Below are 19,109 nucleotides of genomic sequence, written 5' to 3' on the forward strand. Positions count from 1 at the left end.
CTGCTGGGTGCGCGGATGCGTAGCCATGGGGGACCGTCTACGTGGACCCGTCTCGAGTTGACATGTTCTTCAGCCATCCGTAATGTACTGCGAGTTGTCCGACGTGAGCCATCGACTCCGGTCGGTCCCCGGACAGCCATTCCGCAGAGCCCATCAAGACCGAGCCACGATCCGTCGTCGGCTCGTTTTCATGTCCCTCCGCGTAATGAGGAAACTTCGTTCGACCCGTTCGAGGAGCTCGAAAGAGCATCCCCTCGATTAGGCCCGGACGAATACTTCCGCTAAGGTCTCACTCACGTCGGAGCGGCCCAACAGCCGTTCGGACAGCCCCCGCTGACGGGGAATCAGAGCGAAAAACCTCTGATAGAGTCGGCACCGCCGGAAAGCGAAACGCGAAAGCGAAGAACAGACCGGCAGCCTCCTCCGGAGGGTGGCAGAAACGGAAATCGGATCTGCTAATCTGGAAACACCGAAGGGAAGCGCCCGGAGGAAAGCCCGAGAAAGTAGCTTGGGTGAGTACAAAGGAAGCGTCCGTTCCTTGAGAACTCAACAGCGTGCCAAAAGTCAACGCCAGATATGTTGATACCCCGTCTCCAGCATCAGCTGGGGCGAGGTTCCTTTGAAGAAAACACAGCGAGGACGCTGTGTGCGAGAGCGATTATTCCTTGCTCTCGCACCGCTCTCGTGATGTGTCGTCCCGATTACGGGAAAACATTCACGGAGAGTTTGATCCTGGCTCAGGACGAACGCTGGCGGCGTGCTTAACACATGCAAGTCGAACGATGAAGCCGCTTCGGTGGTGGATTAGTGGCGAACGGGTGAGTAACACGTGGGCAATCTGCCCTGCACTCTGGGACAAGCCCTGGAAACGGGGTCTAATACCGGATAACACCCTCTCTCGCATGGGAGAGGGTTGAAAGCTCCGGCGGTGCAGGATGAGCCCGCGGCCTATCAGCTTGTTGGTGAGGTAGTGGCTCACCAAGGCGACGACGGGTAGCCGGCCTGAGAGGGCGACCGGCCACACTGGGACTGAGACACGGCCCAGACTCCTACGGGAGGCAGCAGTGGGGAATATTGCACAATGGGCGAAAGCCTGATGCAGCGACGCCGCGTGAGGGATGACGGCCTTCGGGTTGTAAACCTCTTTCAGCAGGGAAGAAGCGAAAGTGACGGTACCTGCAGAAGAAGCGCCGGCTAACTACGTGCCAGCAGCCGCGGTAATACGTAGGGCGCAAGCGTTGTCCGGAATTATTGGGCGTAAAGAGCTCGTAGGCGGCTTGTCACGTCGGTTGTGAAAGCCCGGGGCTTAACCCCGGGTCTGCAGTCGATACGGGCAGGCTAGAGTTCGGTAGGGGAGATCGGAATTCCTGGTGTAGCGGTGAAATGCGCAGATATCAGGAGGAACACCGGTGGCGAAGGCGGATCTCTGGGCCGATACTGACGCTGAGGAGCGAAAGCGTGGGGAGCGAACAGGATTAGATACCCTGGTAGTCCACGCCGTAAACGGTGGGCACTAGGTGTGGGCAACATTCCACGTTGTCCGTGCCGCAGCTAACGCATTAAGTGCCCCGCCTGGGGAGTACGGCCGCAAGGCTAAAACTCAAAGGAATTGACGGGGGCCCGCACAAGCGGCGGAGCATGTGGCTTAATTCGACGCAACGCGAAGAACCTTACCAAGGCTTGACATACACCGGAAACGGCCAGAGATGGTCGCCCCCTTGTGGTCGGTGTACAGGTGGTGCATGGCTGTCGTCAGCTCGTGTCGTGAGATGTTGGGTTAAGTCCCGCAACGAGCGCAACCCTTGTCCCGTGTTGCCAGCAGGCCCTTGTGGTGCTGGGGACTCACGGGAGACCGCCGGGGTCAACTCGGAGGAAGGTGGGGACGACGTCAAGTCATCATGCCCCTTATGTCTTGGGCTGCACACGTGCTACAATGGCCGGTACAATGAGCTGCGATACCGCGAGGTGGAGCGAATCTCAAAAAGCCGGTCTCAGTTCGGATTGGGGTCTGCAACTCGACCCCATGAAGTCGGAGTCGCTAGTAATCGCAGATCAGCATTGCTGCGGTGAATACGTTCCCGGGCCTTGTACACACCGCCCGTCACGTCACGAAAGTCGGTAACACCCGAAGCCGGTGGCCCAACCCTTGTGGAGGGAGCTGTCGAAGGTGGGACTGGCGATTGGGACGAAGTCGTAACAAGGTAGCCGTACCGGAAGGTGCGGCTGGATCACCTCCTTTCTAAGGAGCATCTAGGCCGCCAAGCTTGCTTGGTGGTCCAGAGCCATAACGCAGGCGAACGTCCTGCGATGGTCGCTCATGGGTGGAACGTTGACTATTCGGCACAGACAGTTGGATGGGTTCACTAGTACTGCTCTTCGGAGCGTGGAACGTGGAGATCGTCAACTGGCTGTGCCGGGCGCGCTGTTGGGTGTCTGAGGGTGCGAGCGTGAGCTCGCCCTTCGGTATGCCGGCCCCAGTGAACTCGGACTCTGGTTCGGGGTGGTGGGTGGTTGGTCGTTGTTTGAGAACTGCACAGTGGACGCGAGCATCTGTGGCCAAGTTTTTAAGGGCGCACGGTGGATGCCTTGGCACCAGGAACCGATGAAGGACGTGGGAGGCCACGATAGGCCCCGGGGAGCTGTCAACCGAGCTGTGATCCGGGGGTGTCCGAATGGGGAAACCCGGCAGTCGTCATGGGCTGTCACCCTTGCCTGAACACATAGGGCATGTGGAGGGAACGCGGGGAAGTGAAACATCTCAGTACCCGCAGGAAGAGAAAACAACCGTGATTCCGGGAGTAGTGGCGAGCGAAACTGGATGAGGCTAAACCTCAAGCGTGTGAGACCCGGCAGGGGTTGCGCTTGGGGTGTTGTGGGATCTCTCTTCTGTCGTCTGCCGGCGGCAGGACGAGTCAGAAACCGTTGATGTAGGCGAAGGACATGCGAAAGGTCCGGCGTAGAGGGTAAGACCCCCGTAGCTGAAACATTAGCGGCTCGTTTGAGAGACACCCAAGTAGCACGGGGCCCGAGAAATCCCGTGTGAATCTGGCGGGACCACCCGCTAAGCCTAAATATTCCCTGGTGACCGATAGCGGATAGTACCGTGAGGGAATGGTGAAAAGTACCCCGGGAGGGGAGTGAAATAGTACCTGAAACCGTGTGCCTACAAGCCGTGGGAGCGTCGGACACACTTTGTGTGTCTCGTGACTGCGTGCCTTTTGAAGAATGAGCCTGCGAGTTTGCGGTGTGTTGCGAGGTTAACCCGTGTGGGGAAGCCGTAGCGAAAGCGAGTCCGAATAGGGCGGTTTAGTAGCGCGCTCAAGACCCGAAGCGGAGTGATCTAGCCATGGGCAGGTTGAAGCGGAGGTAAGACTTCGTGGAGGACCGAACCCACCAGGGTTGAAAACCTGGGGGATGACCTGTGGTTAGGGGTGAAAGGCCAATCAAACTCCGTGATAGCTGGTTCTCCCCGAAATGCATTTAGGTGCAGCGTCGTGTGTTTCTTGCCGGAGGTAGAGCACTGGATAGGCGATGGGCCCTACCGGGTTACTGACCTTAGCCAAACTCCGAATGCCGGTAAGTGAGAGCGCGGCAGTGAGACTGTGGGGGATAAGCTCCATGGTCGAGAGGGAAACAGCCCAGAGCATCGACTAAGGCCCCTAAGCGTACGCTAAGTGGGAAAGGATGTGGAGTCGCAGAGACAACCAGGAGGTTGGCTTAGAAGCAGCCATCCTTGAAAGAGTGCGTAATAGCTCACTGGTCAAGTGATTCCGCGCCGACAATGTAGCGGGGCTCAAGCGTACCGCCGAAGTCGTGTCATTGCAGCAATACTCCCAACGGAGGCTGTGATGGGTAGGGGAGCGTCGTGTGCCGGGTGAAGCCGCGCCGGAAGGCAGTGGTGGACGGTTCACGAGTGAGAATGCAGGCATGAGTAGCGATACAAACGTGAGAAACGTTTGCGCCGATTGACTAAGGGTTCCTGGGTCAAGCTGATCTGCCCAGGGTAAGTCGGGACCTAAGGCGAGGCCGACAGGCGTAGTCGATGGATAACCGGTTGATATTCCGGTACCCGCTGTAGAGCGTCAAACATTGAATCCAGTGATGCTAAGCCCGTGAAGCCGTTCCGGACCCTTCGGGGAATGGAAAGTGGTGGAGCCGGTGACCCGAGCTGGTAGTAGGTGAGTGATGGGGTGACGCAGGAAGGTAGTCCATCCCGGGCGGTGGTTGTCCCGGGGTAAGGGTGTAGCCCGTCATCTAGGTAAATCCGGATGGCACGTGGGTGAGACCTGATGCCGAGCCGATTGTGGTGAAGTGGATGATCCTATGCTGTCGAGAAAAGCCTCTAGCGAGTTTTATGGCGGCCCGTACCCTAAACCGACTCAGGTGGTCAGGTAGAGAATACCGAGGCGTTCGGGTGAACTATGGTTAAGGAACTCGGCAAAATGCCCCCGTAACTTCGGGAGAAGGGGGGCCATTTCTGGTGATGAGCTTCGCGCTCTGAGCTGGGGGTGGCCGCAGAGACCAGCGAGAAGCGACTGTTTACTAAAAACACAGGTCCGTGCGAAGCCGTAAGGCGATGTATACGGACTGACGCCTGCCCGGTGCTGGAACGTTAAGGGGACCGGTTAGTCACATTTCGGTGTGGCGAAGCTGAGAACTTAAGCGCCAGTAAACGGCGGTGGTAACTATAACCATCCTAAGGTAGCGAAATTCCTTGTCGGGTAAGTTCCGACCTGCACGAATGGCGTAACGACTTCTCGACTGTCTCAACCATAGGCCCGGTGAAATTGCACTACGAGTAAAGATGCTCGTTTCGCGCAGCAGGACGGAAAGACCCCGGGACCTTTACTACAGTTTGATATTGGTGTTCGGTTCGGCTTGTGTAGGATAGGTGGGAGACTGTGAACTCTGGACGCCAGTTCAGGGGGAGTCGTTGTTGAAATACCACTCTGGTCGTGCTGGATGTCTAACCTGGGTCCGTGATCCGGATCAGGGACAGTGTCTGATGGGTAGTTTAACTGGGGCGGTTGCCTCCTAAAGGGTAACGGAGGCGCCCAAAGGTTCCCTCAGCCTGGTTGGTAATCAGGTGTTGAGTGTAAGTGCACAAGGGAGCTTGACTGTGAGACCGACGGGTCGAGCAGGGACGAAAGTCGGGACTAGTGATCCGGCGGTGGCTTGTGGAAGCGCCGTCGCTCAACGGATAAAAGGTACCCCGGGGATAACAGGCTGATCTTCCCCAAGAGTCCATATCGACGGGATGGTTTGGCACCTCGATGTCGGCTCGTCGCATCCTGGGGCTGGAGTCGGTCCCAAGGGTTGGGCTGTTCGCCCATTAAAGCGGTACGCGAGCTGGGTTTAGAACGTCGTGAGACAGTTCGGTCCCTATCCGCTGTGCGCGTAGGAATATTGAGAAGGGCTGTCCCTAGTACGAGAGGACCGGGACGGACGAACCTCTGGTGTGCCAGTTGTTCTGCCAAGGGCATGGCTGGTTGGCTACGTTCGGGAGGGATAACCGCTGAAAGCATCTAAGCGGGAAGCCTGCTTCGAGATGAGTATTCCCACCTCCTTGAGAGGGTAAGGCTCCCAGTAGACGACTGGGTTGATAGGCCAGATATGGAAGCCCTGTAAGGGGTGGAGTTGACTGGTACTAATAGGCCGAGGGCTTGTCCTCAGTTGCTCGCGTCCACTGTGTTGGTTCTGAAACCACGAACAACCTCCACACCCATGTTCATGGGGTGTGATGCTGGTTGGTGTTTCATAGTGTTTCGGTGGTCATAGCGTGAGGGAAACGCCCGGTTACATTCCGAACCCGGAAGCTAAGCCTTACAGCGCCGATGGTACTGCAGGGGGGACCCTGTGGGAGAGTAGGACGCCGCCGAACTAACTTTAGAAGAATAATGCGTGTGAGCCCCTGTGCCGGGATACGGTACGGGGGCTTTCCGCATTTCTGGACCTATTTCCAGACCCTTCTCCAGGCCCTTCCCGTAGGGTCGAGCCCATGCGCTACGAACTGGTGATCTTCGACAACGACGGAGTGCTCGTCGACAGCGAGCCGCTGTCGAATCGGATACTCGCCGCCTACCTCACGGAACTCGGGCACCCGACCACGTACGAGGAATCGCTTCGGGACTACATGGGCGGGGCGAATCACCGGATTCACGAGACGATTCTCCGGCGCAGTGGGCAGAAGCTGCCGGAGGACTTCGACGAGATATTCCATCAGCGGGTGTTCGCCGCTTTCGAGCGGGACCTGAAGCCGGTGGCCGGGGTGCCCGAGCTGCTGGAGCAGCTGTCGGCCCAGGGCGCCGCCTACTGCGTCGCCTCTTCCGGGAGTCATGACCGGATCCGGGTCGGGCACCGCAGTACCGGCCTGGCCAAGTGGTTCGACCGGGAGCGGGTTTTCAGCTCGCAGGACGTGGGGCGGGGCAAGCCCGCGCCGGACCTCTTCCTGTACGCGGCGGAACGTATGGGTGTGGCACCGGACCGGTGCGCGGTGGTCGAGGACAGTCCACTGGGTGTGCGTGCCGCGCTGGCCGCCGGCATGGATGTGTTCGGATTCACGGCGATGACTCCGTCGGAACGGCTCGAAGGGGCCACCCAACTATTCGACGGTATGGGCGAGTTGGCGCGTCTGCTGGGCCTCGGGGAGCGTTGAACCGTCCGGGGCGGCCCGGCGTGGCGAGTGAGGACGGCCACGCTCTTGTCTGCGTGAGCCGACCGGCCGGTACGGTGACGGGCATGAGTGGCCGCGCACAGCTGATGTGGGACGAGACGGTAACGGGGTACGACTTCGGGCCTGGACACCCGATGGACCCGATCCGGCTCGCGCTGACCCGGAGTCTGGTCGGCGCCCTGGGACTCGACAGTGCCGTCGAGGTGGTGAAGGCCAAGCGGGCCGGCGAGTCCACGCTCAGACTGGTGCACCGCGAGGACTACGTGAACGCGGTCAAGGCGGCCTCGGCCGACCCGGCCGCGGCGGACAGTGCGTACGGCCTCGGTACCGTCGACGATCCCGCGTTCGCGGGGATGCACGAGGTCTCGGCGCTGATCGCGGGGCAGTCGGTGGGTGCGGCGGAGGCGGTGTGGCGCGGGGAGGCGCTGCACGCGGTGAACTTCGCGGGCGGACTGCATCACGCGATGCCCGGCGGCGCCTCGGGATTCTGTATCTACAACGACGCCTCGCTCGCGATCGCCCGGCTGCTCGAACTGGGCGCGGAGCGCGTGGCGTACGTGGACGTCGACGTGCACCACGGCGACGGCGTACAGGCGGCGTTCTGGGAGGACCCGCGCGTACTGACGATCTCGCTGCACGAGCACCCGCGCACGCTCTTCCCGCAGACCGGCTGGCCGCAGGAGACCGGCGCGGACGCGGCGGAGGGCACGGCCGTGAACGTGGCGCTGCCCGCGGGCACCGCCGACGCGGGCTGGCTGCGGGCGTTCCACGCCGTGGTGCCCGAACTGCTCGCGGACTTCCGGCCGCAGGTCCTGGTCACCCAGCACGGCGCCGACACCCACTTCGAGGATCCGCTCGCCCATCTCGCCGTCTCGCTGGACGCGCAGCGCGCCGTACAGGTGGCGCTGCACGAGTTGGCGCACCAGCACGCGGACGGACGCTGGATCGCGCTCGGCGGCGGTGGATACGCGGTGGTCGACGTGGTGCCGCGGTCCTGGTCGCATCTGGTGGGCATCGCCGCGGGGCGGCCCGTCGCGCCGGAGACCGAGATTCCGGAGGAGTGGCGCCACGAGGTGTACGCGCGGACGCGGCAGCCCGCGCCGCGGCGGATGACGGACGGCGCCTGGCCCGTCGAGTTCGCCGACTGGGAGAGCGGCTACGACCCGGCCGACCGCACCGATCAGGCCGTACTGGCCACGCGTAAGGCAGTCTTCCCGCTGCGGGGGCTGTTGCCCTAGTTGCCCTAGCGGCTCTCCCCGGTAGTGCGGTGGGGAGCGCGCGCCGGTGTGGCACTGCCGTGCGCGCTCTCCGCCGGGCGGGGCCAAGTTCGGGCAATGCGGCGCGGGGGCGGGAAGTCTGCGCGACGATCGCAGCGTGCTGAGTACTCAGGCGCTGCGGGAGCATCTGCTGAGGAGCGGGCTGGCCGGGACGGTGGCGACCTCGCGTGAACGCAGCCTGCGCAGCTACCGGTTGTTCGCGGACCGGGATCCGCGCGTCACGCTGGGGCTCGACCCGGTGCGGGAGTGGTGCCCGCGACAGGTGATGGCGTTGATGGCCGAGCGGTGCGGGGTCTCCGGCGATCCCGCGCGGCGGACCGGGCCCGACGAGATCGACCCCGAGCGCACCCTGGCCGCCCTGGACGCCTTCGCGGACCGGCTCGCGCGATGCGCCGAGCGCGGGGCGCCGGTGTTGTTCGGCACCGGTCACCCGCACCGGCTGCTCGGCTTCTACGCCGCCTTGGCCGAGGCGTTGTGGGCGGCGGGCTGTCCGGTGCTCACCCCGGCGCGGGGGGCGGCCGTACCCCTGTCGACGCGGTTCGGTCTACGTCTGCACCGCCTCGATTACGTACGTGGGGTAGCCCTGGTGCGGGAGGCGGAGGAGACGGGTGCGGCAGGCGCGGGGAGTGAAACAGGAGCGCACACGCACTCGCCCCTGCCGGTGCGGACGGCGCTCGCGGCGCTCGCCGGAGGCGGTGAAGTGCTTCCCGCACTCGTGGTCGGGGACCACGGCTGGGTCTGCGGAGCAGGTCAACTGGGCATTGATGCCATGGGACTTGCCGATACGGATGATCCGGCGCCGTTCGTCGCCGAGGCCGAGGGACGCGTTTCGGTCGTCGTTCCGCTCGACGACGCAGTTCGCTCCGATCACTACCGGCCACTTGTGCGACATGTGTTGGCGCGGGCCCGCCTGTCGCGATAAAGGGGTTCCGCTCCTCCTCTTCCCCACTCGTACCACCCGCCCCTAACCTGGTGAGTGAGCACGCAACGACGAGGAGTCACCGGAAGGGGAAGCCGGGGCGCGTCGTGTGCGGAAGGTTCAGGTGTGTCATGGCTGGTGGCGAGAGGCCTCTGAACGAGGTTCGGTTCCTTACCGTGGCGGAAGTCGCCTCGGTGATGCGAGTGTCCAAGATGACCGTGTACCGGTTGGTGCACAGCGGTCATCTGCCCGCGATCCGGGTCGGAAGGTCCTTCCGCGTCCCGGAACAAGCGGTTCACGAGTACCTCCGAGAGTCCTATGTGGGGGTGGAGACGGCCTGAGCGGCCTGGAGAAGGACTGCGGCTTTCCCCTCGATTACGGGCTCGGCGCTCGGGCGGGTAGGCTAGCCCCTCGTAGGTCGTGTGGGCCCATGTCGCCCAGCACCGAGTGAGAAGAAGTGAGCGAGGGTAGTCGTGGGCTCTGTTATCAAGAAGCGGCGCAAGCGGATGGCTAAGAAGAAGCACCGCAAGCTGCTGAAGCGCACGCGCGTTCAGCGTCGTAACAAGAAGTAAGCGACGCGTACGACAAGCGCTCCGCGGCCCTCTCGCCTTCGTGGTGAGGGGGCCGCGGCCGTTTTCCGGCGGGCCCGGGCCCGTGGTGCCCGGCCGTGCGGCGGACGGCGGATGCCCGGGCGAACCGAACGGGTTCCCGAGAGGAATCGGTACAGCGCGGCGATTGCGCCCGGACGGCGAACCGCTACCGTGGCGCGTGCGGCAGGTCCCGCGTACGCGCGGGTGCGCGTCGCGGGCGGCAGCCGGTGACGGTGGGGCGACGGTGGAAGGCAGGCGCGGAGCGTGGGCGATGTCGTACTCGTGACGGGAGCGGCCCGGCAACTGGGCGGCCGCTTCGTACGCCGTGTGCAGCGGGAGCCGGGAGTCGACCGGGTCGTCGCCGTGGACGCCGCACCACCCCGGCACCATCTGGGTGGCGCCGAGTTCGTCCAGGCGGACATCCGGCAGTCGACCATCGCCAAGGTGCTCACCGAGTACGGCGTGGACACGGTCGTGCACATGGACGTGACCGGCACCGGCCTCGGCAGCACCAGCCGGGCGACGGTCAAGGAGACCAACGTTATCGGCACCATGCAGCTGCTCGGTGCCTGCCAGAAGTCGCCGCGTGTGAAGCGGCTCGTGGTGAAGTCCTCGACCAATGTGTACGGGTCCGCCTCCCGCGACCCGGCCGTGTTCACCGAGACCACCTCGCCCAAGTCGCTGCCCAGCGGCGGCTTCGCCAAGGACACCGTCGAGGTCGAGGGCTATGTGCGCGGCTTCGCACGCCGCCGCCCCGATGTCGCGGTGTGCGTACTGCGCTTCGCGAACATCCTCGGACCCGGCGCGGAGACGCCGCTCACCGAGTACCTGTCGCTGCCCGTACTGCCCACCGTGTTCGGCTACGACCCGCGGCTGCAGTTCGTGCACGAGGACGACGTGGTCGAGGTCCTGCTGCGCGCCGCCCGCGAACCGCGCCGGGGCACGCTCAACAGCGGCACCTTCAACATCGCGGGCGACGGGGTGCTGCTGCTCTCGCAGTGCGCGCGGCGGCTCGGGACGCCCACGGTGCCGATGCTGCCGCCCGCGGTGAGCTGGCTCGGTTCGGCGCTGCGCACGCTCGGGATCACCGATTTCTCCCCCGAGCAGCTGAGACTGCTCACGCACGGCCGCGTGGTGTCGACGGTACAGATGCGTGAAACCCTTGGATACGAGACGAAGTACACGACGGCCGAGGCCTTCGAGGACTTCGTCCGCAGCCGTGGCCTCGGGGTGCTGGCGCCCGCGCTGGTCGCGGCGGCGGTCGACCGGGTCGCCGCCCTGCCGTTCCTGACGGGCGCGCGCGGCGCGGGCACCGGCGCTCGAGGCACGGCCCCGGCGCAGAGCGCGAACTGAGGAGAGCGGCAACGATGGCGGACGCCAAGGTCATCCCCTTCGACGACGACCGTTCCCGCGCGGGCGAGCGGCGCACGCCCCGCCGCGCCCCGGCCGCGAACGGGAACCGTGACGGGCACCCGGCCGAACCGGTCCCGATCAACAAGGCCGCCGCCAACTCGGCGTCCACAAAAGGCACTTCGGGCAAGGGCGGGTCCGGCGGCCGCTCCGGCGCCAAGGGCCGTCGCGGCCGGGCCCTCCCCGAACAGCCGTCCGCCCCGCATGATGAGCGGATGGAACAGCGGGGCGGGGCGGCGCGGGAGGCGGACGGGGCATCCGGCGACAGCCGGGGCGAGGGCGGCGGGGACAAGTGGGAGCGCCGCATCGCGGGCGGCCTGAAGTTCCTGCGGCGGCGGCTGACCGGTGACTACGAGGTCGACGACTTCGGCTACGACGCCGAGTTGACCGAGCAGGTCCTGATGTCCGTGCTCCGCCCGGCCTACGAGAAGTACTTCCGGGTCGAGGTCAAGGGCATCGAGAACATCCCGTCCGAGGGCGGCGCCCTGATCGTCGCCAACCACTCCGGCACCCTCCCGCTGGACGGCCTGATGCTCCAGGTCGCCGTCCACGACGAGCACCCCGACCAGCGCAACCTGCGGCTGCTCGCCGCCGACCTGGTCTTCGCGCTGCCCGTGGTCAGCGAGATCGCCCGTAAGGCCGGGCACACCCTGGCCTGTGCGGAGGACGCCGAACGGCTGCTCGCCCGGGGCGAGTTGGTCGGTGTGATGCCGGAGGGGTTCAAGGGGATCGGCAAGCCGTTCGGCGAGCGGTACAAGCTCCAGCGCTTCGGGCGGGGCGGCTTCGTCTCGACGGCACTGCGGGCGCGTACGCCGATCGTGCCGTGCTCGATCGTCGGGGCCGAGGAGATCTACCCGATGATCGGCAACGCCAAGACCCTCGCCCGGGTGCTCGGCTTCCCGTACTTCCCGATCACCCCGACCTTCCCGCTGCTCGGCCCGCTCGGCGCGGTGCCGCTGCCGACCAAGTGGACCATCCAGTTCGGCGAACCGATCCCGACCGACGGCTATCCGCCGGAGGCCGCCGAGGACCCGATGCTGATGTTCAACCTCACCGACCAGGTGCGCGAACAGATCCAGCACACGCTGTACAAGCTGCTCGTGCAGCGGCGGTCGGTGTTCTTCTGAGGTGACGCCCTCCCGAGTCGGTGTTCTCCCGAGTCGGTGTTCTTCTGGGGGGAGTTCTTCTGAGTGTTCTTCTGAGGGGTACGGATCCGGTCGTACGAAGGGGACGGCACCACCGATGGCGGACGCGGCACCTCGCGTAGTGGCGGTCAACCGGGGCACGGAGCGCGCCGAGGGTCCCGGGCCCCGGCGCGGACCCGGGCACGAGGCGCTCGCCGCCTGGGTCGGCCGGTGGATCAACGAAGGCCATGTGGTCGAGGAGGACGGGAGCCCGGGCCCGGCGATCACCACCTCCAACGTCTACGAGTGGGCTCCCGGCGGGTTCTTCCTGCTGCACACGGCGTACGGGCGGATCGGGCGGTACGACGTCGGCGGCACCGAGATCATCGGCTACGACGAGCCGAGCGGTGAGTACACCTCGCACTTCTTCGACAGCCAGGGCGTGGTGACCGTCAGCCGCCTGATCGCGCACGACGACACCTGGACGTACCAGGGCGAAAGCACGCGCGCCATCGTGCAGTTCAGCGACGACCACCGCGTCCAGACCGTCCTGCACGAGCGCACGGACGACGGGACTCTCTACCGGCCCTCGATGAAGGTCAGGCTCGTCAAGGTCGGCTGAGAGTAGGGGAGTTGCCCGGTCCGCGCCGACTCATCCGCCCGTACGCAGCCGCCGTACCTTCAGGGTGTTGTCGCGACGCGTGCCCATGGTGCCGTCGGGGCGGGCGGCAGGGCGTTCGTAGGTCTCGCTGACCAGCAACTCCCATTCCTCCTCGGGGAGTTCGAGAGCAGCGAAGACCTCCTGAGGGGTGGGGAAGTGCACGTCGTGGTCGGGGTCCACGGCCCAGGCGGGCCAGCCCGCGTGCCCGACGACCAGGAGTACGCCGCCCGGTGCGACCGTCGCCGCGGCCCGACGCAGGACGGCCTCCCTCGGCAGGTCGCCCGGCGAGTGCAGGAAGTGCGCGGAGACGAGGTCGAAGGGGCCCGCCGGGAAGGACGTGGCCAGGTCGTGCCGCTGCCAGTCGATACGGTCGCCGTCCACGCCCTTGTCGGCCGCGTGCCGCTCGGCCCGGTCGAGTGCCGTACGGGAGATGTCCACCCCCGTGACCTGCCAGCCCTCCAGGGCCAGCCAGATGGCGTCCGCCCCCTCGCCGCAGCCGAGGTCGAGCGCGCGCCCGGGGGTGAGCCCGCCCGCCTCGCGCACCAGCGCGTGATTGGGCAGCCCGCTCCAGACCCGGTCGCTGTCGTTGTAGAGGGCGTCCCAGAAGGCCGTCTCGGTGGCGCGCTTCTCGGCGGCGTCGGCCTCGGGGGCGTCGGCCTCAGGGGTACGGGCCTCGGCGGCGTCGGCCTTGAGGGTGACGGAATCGGACGCGGTGATGGGGGAATCGGACGCGGTGGTGGGGGAGGTCTCGGGCATGCGGTCTCCTGAGCCGGTCGTCAACGGTGCTTGCCCGGGTGCGGGCCTGCGTTGCTGTGATGGTCCGTCGCAGCGCGACCGTTTGACAAATACACTTGCCGTATCGGCAAATGGAGGCTCCGGAGTCTTGGTCCGAGTCCTGGTCCGGACGAGACTGCCGGGTGAACCGCCGGGTGAGCGAAAGGTGCGCGGATGCCGAGGAACCGAGAGGTGCAGGGGGCGAAGGGCGCCGAACCGGACGGCCCGCGGGCGCGCGAGGACGACGGTGCGGACCTGGCCGAGGTGCTGAGCTCGGTCGGGCCGAGGCTGCGGGCCCTGCGCAAGGACCGGGGAACGACGCTGGTGCAGCTCTCGGAGCGCACCGGAATCTCGCTCAGTACGCTGTCGCGGCTGGAGTCGGGTCAGCGCCGTCCGACCCTGGAACTGCTGCTGCCGCTGGCCAAGGCCCACGGGGTGCAGCTCGACGAGATGGTCGGCGCCCCGGCTACCGGCGACCCCCGGATCCACCCGCGCCCCTTCACCCGGCACGGCCAGACCTTCATCCCGCTCACCCGCTACCTCGGCGGACTGCACGCGTACAAGCAGATCCTGCCGGCGCCCCCGTCGGGCACCCTCGCGACCCCGCCCGAGCAGCGCGTCCACGAGGGCTACGAGTGGCTGTACGTCCTCTCGGGCCGGCTGCGGCTGCTCCTCGGCGAGCACGACCTGATCCTGACGGCGGGCGAGGCGGCCGAGTTCGACACCCGCACCCCGCACGCCTTCACCAACGCGGGCGACACCCCGGTGGAGTTCCTCAGCCTCTTCGGGCCGCAGGGGGAACGCCTGCACGTACGGGCGCGGACGACAGAGAACTGACGGCGAGTGTCAACTGCGGCGAACGCAGCGGAACTTGGGGAACTCGGGGAACTTGGGAACCACATGGATCCGGGCCGCCGGGCGGCAGTTCAACTCACCGCCCGACGGCCCGGGTTACCGCAAAGGCACCCAACTCTCGCACTCACAGCCGATTTTCACCGGCCGACGGCGCGGGGGCTCACCCCTCCGCATCCTCCGCGTCGATGCCGAGACCCGGCAGGAGCCCGGGCAGCAGCGGCGGCAACGTGACGTCGGGCTCGGGGAGTTGGCCGTCGTTTTCCGGGTCCTTCGGGGAGCCGGAGCCCGACTCGTCCTCCGGCGGGAAGAGACCGCCGGTGTTGCCGCCGAGCAGGCCGTCGTCCTCGCTGGCCGACGGCGAGGGCCTGGGGCTGCCCGACTCCTTTCGGTCCCGCTTGTCGCCGGGCTCGGAGGACGGCGAACCGGACTTCTCGTCGGACCTGCCCGAGTTCTCGCCGTCCGGAGCGATGGCGTCCCGCTCCTCGGCGGGGTGCTCCGGCAGCAGCGAGCGCAGCGGCTCGACCTCTTGGTCTATGGCGTCGAAGACACTGCTGACCCGGTCGCGGATGTCGCCGAGCTGCACCGGAAGCCGGTCGCGCAGGGCGCTCCAACTCTCGCGGTGGGAACGGGAGAAGGAGGACAGCGTACGGATCGGTCCGAGCGAACCGTCGCGGGCGTAGGCATCGTGCAGGAGGCGGTGGCCCTCGGCGGCGTCGTGGTTCATGCCCGACAGGGCACGCCGGATCTCGCCCATCGACTCGTGGTCGAGATGGCGGCCGTCACCGCGTTCGACCAGGCGGCGCGCCTCGCTCAGCCGGGTGGAGGCCTGGTCGAGGTAGAGGCGGCCGCGGTCGGAGTCGCCGTCGGCGAGACCGAGCCGGAAGTCCTCCATGCCGCGCTTGAGACCGTAGAGCGTGTCACCGGGCAGGGCGTCGGTGCTGGCCGCGGCCACCCCGCCGAAGGCACCGGCGGCCACGCTGACGGTCAGCCCGCCCGCGGCCAGGCCCTTGGACAGGCGGGTACGAGGACGGAGGGCGCGCAGGGGCCCGCCGCGGTGTCTGCCCGGGCCGCGCTGTGCGGGTACGGACGGGGTGTCCGGTTCGGCCAGGGTGCCCTCCTGGATCATGGTTTCCATCGCGGCCATGAGCTGCGCGCGCTGGGTCACCTTGACGTCCGGGTCAAGGGCGGGCCGCGGCAGTGCGCCGATTTCGCTCACCAGACTGGTGAGGCGTCTGCGCTCGGCCGCGGCGGCCGTCTCCTCGCCGTACTCGGCCGCCGCACCCTGGCCGGAGCCCTCCTCCAGGGCCTGGGCGAAGGCGTTCGCCCGCCGGTGCCCCGACACATTCGCGATCACGGGCGGCACCTCCTCTCGTCAGGACGGACGACTCCCGACTGGGGTGGTGGAGGTTCCTGAACCCACTGAATCCCACTCGTTCGAGTGAGCCGGGGTGGACAGGAAGCGACCACAGGGAGCCTGTATCCCGCACAACGACGGGGGCGCCATGGGGGTTACGGACCGCCCGACATCCGGCAGGGAAAGTCAACAGACTTGTACGCAGGGTGAGTTGGCTGTTGCGGATGGTGTAGGGGACAGGTTCCCGGGCCCGGTCCCGGGAACGTCCCGGATCAGCGCGCGTCCTCCGGAAGCAGCCGGGCGAGCGTGCGCACGGCCCGGTACTGGAGCGTCTTGATAGCGCCCTCGTTCTTGCCCATGACCCGGGCGGTCTCGGCGACCGAGAGGCCCTGGAGGAAGCGCAGGGTCACACACTCCTGCTGTTGCGGGTTGAGTCTGCGTACCGCTTCGAGCAGGGCGGCGTTGGACAGTGATTCGAGGACGGACTCCTCGGGGCTGCGCTCGACCTCGTTGGCGTCGAGCATTTCGCCGGTGGTCACTTCGAGCCGGAACCGGCTCGACTTGAAGTGGTCCGCGACCAGATTGCGCGCGATCGTGACCAGCCAGGCGCCGAAGTCGCGCCCCTGGTAGGTGAAGGTGCCGATCCTGCGCAGCGCGCGCAGGAAGGTCTCGCTGGTCAGGTCCTCGGCCGTGGCCTTTCCGCCCACCCGGTAGTAGATGTACCGGTAGACGGTGTCGCTGTACTGGTCGTAGAGGCGGCCGAAGGCCTCCGTCTCGCCGGACTGGGCGCGTTCGACGAGCTCCATCATCCGCGCGCTGTCGCTGTCCGCCGCGGGACGGCGGGCGGTGGCGGAGGACGAGGACGAGGTGCTGGTGGGACGGGTGCGGCGGCCGACCGCGGCGTGGCTGTTGGCCATGGCGTAGCAGGGACCGGAGGGGCCGCCGCCGGTGGCGGTTCGCGGTCCGGCGAGGGCGGGGACGGCATACGCGGTGGGGACGTTGTACGCGAGGGGGACGAGATCGCGCAGACGGTCGATGACCGCTCCACGCAGCGTAGCCAGGCCCGAGGCGTCAACCCCGACGTGTGGGTACACGGGACTCCCAGAGGCAGAGCTTGCATGCAGGTGCAGTACCGGCACATTCACCCGCCGAGGCGACAAAGCGCTCCGGGTGGGCGCCGGATTGCGTTTGAGGAGAATAACGCTTTGTGAATGCGGCGCTACGCCGAGTTGCTCAAATCTGCGATTCCGTCGCCGGTACTGACGCTCCGTGTCCGGTCAATCGCCTTTCGCTGACCGTTTGTTGACCGAAAACCTTCGTCTTCCGGTATCTACGGGGCGAGTTGTGGCCGTGCGTCACCGAACGGACTGGCATACGCCACGAGCGGGTAAGAAGAAACGATTGACCAGCGGCCGAACGGGCCTCGCGAGAGTCGTACGAGCCGCTCAGCAGATTTCTGTGGCCCGATCGGGTGCGATTTCATCCGGTCGGGCGAGTCCGTACGAGCAACCGCCCGCCACGAGCCGTCACCCGCGGGCGCTCGGGCGTGAGCCGCGCCCGCTCGGCAGGGGAAACCTCCCCCGCTCAGCGCGTGAACCGTCCCCGGCTCAGCGCGTGAACAGCCGTCGGCTCAACGCGTGAACCGCCGCCGGTGCAGGGCGATCGCCGCCGCCGTACCGCCCGCCACCGCGCCGACTCCGGCCGCGGCCGGGATGCCGACCTTGGCCGCCTTGCGGCCGGTGCGGTAGTCGCGCAGGCGCCAGTCGCGTGCGCGGGCGTGCTTGCGCAGCTTGGCGTCCGGGTTGATCGCGTAGGGGTGGCCGACCAGCGAGAGCATCGGGATGTCGTTGTGCGAGTCGCTGTACGCGGCGCAGCGGGACAGGTCGAGGTCCTGGGCGAGCGCGAGGGCGCGTACCGCCTCCGCCTTGGCGGGTCCGTGCAGGGGTTCGCCGACCAGCTTGCCGGTGTAGATGCCGTCGACGGACTCGGCGACCGTGCCGAGCGCGCCGGTCAGGCCGAGGCGGCGGGCGATGATCGTGGCCGTCTCCACCGGGGCGGCCGTCACCAGCCACACCCGCTGGCCCGCGTCGAGGTGGGCCTGGGCGAGGGCGCGGGTGCCGGGCCAGATCCGGTCGGCCATGTACTCGTCGTAGATCTCCTCGCCGATGGCCATGAGTTCGGCGACCCGGTGACCCTTGACGATGGACAGCGCCGATTCGCGCGCGTCCTCCATGTGCGAGGCGTCCTCGATGCCCGCGAGCCGGAACCAGGCCTGCTGCCAGGCGAACCGGGTCAGGTCACGGGTCTGGAAGAACTTGCGCTTGTAGAGGCCGCGGCCCATGTGGAAGATCGCGGCGCCCTGCATCACGGTGTTGTCGAGGTCGAAGAAGGCGGCGGCCCGCTCGTCGCCGACGACGGGGAAGACCGGTTCCGCCGGTTCACCGGCGCCTTCGGCCTCGGCCTCGGCGACAGCGGTCCGTGCGCCGGCGGCGGTGTCGGGCACGAGCGCCGCGGCCGCGGCCTCGGCTTCGAGTACCTGGCCGAGCTCCGCCTTGCGCGCGGCCTCGGCCGAGGCTTCTCCTGCCAGCACGCTGAGTGCCGTGGCGGAGCGCCTACGGGAAGTGAGCCATCCGAGAGCGGCCATGCCGTCGAGCATAGCCAGCCAGGTCGCACAGCCCTCGGTCGCACAGCAGCGGGGCCGTGAACTCTCCGCGACCACAGCGTGAATCGGCCACCGGCCAGGGCGGTTGGCCGACTCTGGTCCGGGGCACTCGGCCCGCTCCGGCCGGGCTCCGGCGGACCTCACACGCACACGTGGTCCCGGTAGTGCCCCGACCGCGCGAGAATGGCGGATATGAGTCCCTTGTTTCGTCGTACGGAGAAGAAGCGGCCCGAGGACCGGGTCGTGACGCTCGTGCGCAAGCCCGGCTGTCATCTGTGCGACGACGCGCAGGAGGTGATCGAGGCGGTCTGCGGCGAGCTGGGCAGCCGCTGGGAACAGAAGGACATCACCGAGGACGAGGAGCTGTACCGCAAGTACTGGGAACAGATCCCGGTGGTCCTCGTGGACGGCGCGCAGCACGACTTCTGGCGGGTCAACCCGGACCGGCTGCGGCGGGCGCTCACCTCGTGAGGGCCCGGCGTTCCGCAGTTGTCCGAAGTCTCCGCACGATGGCGTGAACCTGTGCCCAAATCCCGTACGATCAGGGGCCGTTGGGTCTCGGGGGGCGAGGATCGGCGAGGAGCGTGTCCTGTTTCGTGACCCATTTCATGACCCGGAAGACTCCGGAAAGACCACGACGATCGAGGCTTGGGGACAGTTCCCGAGGCATATGCGCTGGCCGCGTGAGCCCTATCACGTTGGCCGGGCAAATCGGACACCATCTTTGTGCACGCGTTCACAAAGACATAGCCTGCTGTCGATGGGGCGGCCGAGGGACGTACGACCGCCCAGAGCCCCGCTCTACCCGCA

14 protein-coding genes and 3 rRNA genes are annotated in these 19,109 nt (G+C 66.6%); 13 read left to right on the top strand and 4 right to left on the bottom strand.

Going from position 1 to position 19,109, the window contains the following annotated elements; genetic code table 11:
• Positions 1-714: 714 nt before the first annotated feature.
• The 11 genes from HUT18_RS20145 to HUT18_RS20195 all read left to right on the top strand — a co-directional run bounded on the left by HUT18_RS20145 (position 715) and on the right by HUT18_RS20195 (position 12,615).
• Positions 715-2,239: ribosomal RNA gene (locus tag HUT18_RS20145) — 16S ribosomal RNA — on the top strand.
• Positions 2,240-2,554: 315 nt separating this feature from the next.
• Positions 2,555-5,671: ribosomal RNA gene (locus HUT18_RS20150) — 23S ribosomal RNA — on the top strand.
• A 93-nt stretch (positions 5,672-5,764) separates the two neighbouring features.
• Positions 5,765-5,881 (top strand): 5S ribosomal RNA (gene rrf, locus HUT18_RS20155).
• Together the 16S, 23S and 5S rRNA genes form the textbook arrangement of a ribosomal RNA operon.
• Positions 5,882-5,998: 117 nt before the next feature.
• Positions 5,999-6,655 carry an HAD family phosphatase gene (locus HUT18_RS20160; protein WP_176101995.1) on the top strand — a complete coding sequence of 219 codons (657 nt, stop codon included), beginning with the start codon at positions 5,999-6,001 and terminating at the stop codon, positions 6,653-6,655.
• A gap of 83 nt (positions 6,656-6,738) precedes the next feature.
• Positions 6,739-7,911, top strand: a complete 1,173-nt coding sequence (locus HUT18_RS20165; protein WP_176101996.1) for an acetoin utilization protein AcuC — start codon at positions 6,739-6,741, stop codon at positions 7,909-7,911.
• A 136-nt stretch (positions 7,912-8,047) separates the two neighbouring features.
• The gene (locus HUT18_RS20170; RefSeq protein ID WP_176101997.1) at positions 8,048-8,872 is read left to right on the top strand and encodes a phosphatase; all 825 of its coding nucleotides are present in this window, start codon (positions 8,048-8,050) and stop codon (positions 8,870-8,872) included.
• Positions 8,873-9,000: 128 nt separating this feature from the next.
• On the top strand, positions 9,001-9,210 hold the full coding sequence (locus tag HUT18_RS20175; protein ID WP_176101998.1) for a helix-turn-helix domain-containing protein: 210 nt from the start codon (positions 9,001-9,003) through the stop codon (positions 9,208-9,210).
• Positions 9,211-9,342: 132 nt separating this feature from the next.
• Positions 9,343-9,441: an AURKAIP1/COX24 domain-containing protein gene (locus tag HUT18_RS20180; RefSeq protein WP_003948845.1), complete on the top strand. Its 99-nt coding sequence runs from the start codon at positions 9,343-9,345 to the stop codon at positions 9,439-9,441.
• Between the two features lie 282 nt (positions 9,442-9,723).
• Positions 9,724-10,812 (top strand): NAD-dependent epimerase/dehydratase family protein, encoded by a 1,089-nt coding sequence (locus HUT18_RS20185; RefSeq protein ID WP_176101999.1) that lies wholly within the window; start codon positions 9,724-9,726, stop codon positions 10,810-10,812.
• A gap of 14 nt (positions 10,813-10,826) precedes the next feature.
• On the top strand, positions 10,827-11,996 hold the full coding sequence (locus tag HUT18_RS20190) for a lysophospholipid acyltransferase family protein (RefSeq protein WP_176102000.1): 1,170 nt from the start codon (positions 10,827-10,829) through the stop codon (positions 11,994-11,996).
• Positions 11,997-12,111: 115 nt separating this feature from the next.
• Positions 12,112-12,615, top strand: coding sequence for a DUF1579 family protein (locus HUT18_RS20195; RefSeq protein WP_176102001.1), 504 nt, complete (start codon positions 12,112-12,114; stop codon positions 12,613-12,615).
• A 30-nt stretch (positions 12,616-12,645) separates the two neighbouring features.
• On the opposite strand, the gene HUT18_RS20200 is transcribed toward HUT18_RS20195, so the two are convergent.
• A complete protein-coding gene (locus HUT18_RS20200; RefSeq protein WP_176102002.1) occupies positions 12,646-13,410 on the bottom strand; it encodes a bifunctional 2-polyprenyl-6-hydroxyphenol methylase/3-demethylubiquinol 3-O-methyltransferase UbiG in 765 nt (254 codons plus the stop codon).
• 192 nt (positions 13,411-13,602) lie between these two features.
• On the opposite strand from HUT18_RS20200, the gene HUT18_RS20205 reads away from it, so the two are divergent.
• Positions 13,603-14,265, top strand: a complete 663-nt coding sequence (locus HUT18_RS20205) for a helix-turn-helix transcriptional regulator (protein WP_176102003.1) — start codon at positions 13,603-13,605, stop codon at positions 14,263-14,265.
• Between the two features lie 178 nt (positions 14,266-14,443).
• Here HUT18_RS20205 and HUT18_RS20210 read toward each other — a convergent pair whose 3' ends face one another.
• From HUT18_RS20210 to HUT18_RS20220, 3 genes are all read right to left on the bottom strand, one after another.
• Complete coding sequence (locus HUT18_RS20210; RefSeq protein ID WP_176102004.1) at positions 14,444-15,637, bottom strand: DUF5667 domain-containing protein; 1,194 nt, start codon at positions 15,635-15,637, stop codon at positions 14,444-14,446.
• Positions 15,638-15,909: 272 nt separating this feature from the next.
• On the bottom strand, positions 15,910-16,731 hold the full coding sequence (locus HUT18_RS20215) for an ECF subfamily RNA polymerase sigma factor, BldN family (protein ID WP_176102005.1): 822 nt from the start codon (positions 16,729-16,731) through the stop codon (positions 15,910-15,912).
• A gap of 536 nt (positions 16,732-17,267) precedes the next feature.
• Positions 17,268-18,281 carry an HAD family phosphatase gene (locus HUT18_RS20220; RefSeq protein WP_176102006.1) on the bottom strand — a complete coding sequence of 338 codons (1,014 nt, stop codon included), beginning with the start codon at positions 18,279-18,281 and terminating at the stop codon, positions 17,268-17,270.
• A gap of 201 nt (positions 18,282-18,482) precedes the next feature.
• On the opposite strand from HUT18_RS20220, the gene HUT18_RS20225 reads away from it, so the two are divergent.
• A complete protein-coding gene (locus HUT18_RS20225; protein WP_176102007.1) occupies positions 18,483-18,770 on the top strand; it encodes a glutaredoxin family protein in 288 nt (95 codons plus the stop codon).
• Positions 18,771-19,109 lie beyond the last annotated feature (339 nt).

The organism is Streptomyces sp. NA04227, assembly GCF_013364195.1.
Classification (GTDB): Bacteria; Actinomycetota; Actinomycetes; order Streptomycetales; family Streptomycetaceae; genus Streptomyces.

What these genes read in the sequence shown, in the direction of transcription:
- HUT18_RS20225 (WP_176102007.1), top strand. Translation starts at nt 18,483, where the DNA reads ATGGCGGATATGAGTCCCTTGTTTCGTCGTACGGAGAAGAAGCGGCCC.
- HUT18_RS20195 (WP_176102001.1), top strand. Translation starts at nt 12,112, where the DNA reads ATGGCGGACGCGGCACCTCGCGTAGTGGCGGTCAACCGGGGCACGGAG.
- HUT18_RS20175 (WP_176101998.1), top strand. Translation starts at nt 9,001, where the DNA reads ATGGCTGGTGGCGAGAGGCCTCTGAACGAGGTTCGGTTCCTTACCGTG.
- HUT18_RS20220 (WP_176102006.1), bottom strand. Translation starts at nt 18,281, where the DNA reads ATGGCCGCTCTCGGATGGCTCACTTCCCGTAGGCGCTCCGCCACGGCA.
- HUT18_RS20205 (WP_176102003.1), top strand. Translation starts at nt 13,603, where the DNA reads ATGCCGAGGAACCGAGAGGTGCAGGGGGCGAAGGGCGCCGAACCGGAC.
- HUT18_RS20200 (WP_176102002.1), bottom strand. Translation starts at nt 13,410, where the DNA reads ATGCCCGAGACCTCCCCCACCACCGCGTCCGATTCCCCCATCACCGCG.
- HUT18_RS20160 (WP_176101995.1), top strand. Translation starts at nt 5,999, where the DNA reads ATGCGCTACGAACTGGTGATCTTCGACAACGACGGAGTGCTCGTCGAC.
- HUT18_RS20165 (WP_176101996.1), top strand. Translation starts at nt 6,739, where the DNA reads ATGAGTGGCCGCGCACAGCTGATGTGGGACGAGACGGTAACGGGGTAC.
- HUT18_RS20190 (WP_176102000.1), top strand. Translation starts at nt 10,827, where the DNA reads ATGGCGGACGCCAAGGTCATCCCCTTCGACGACGACCGTTCCCGCGCG.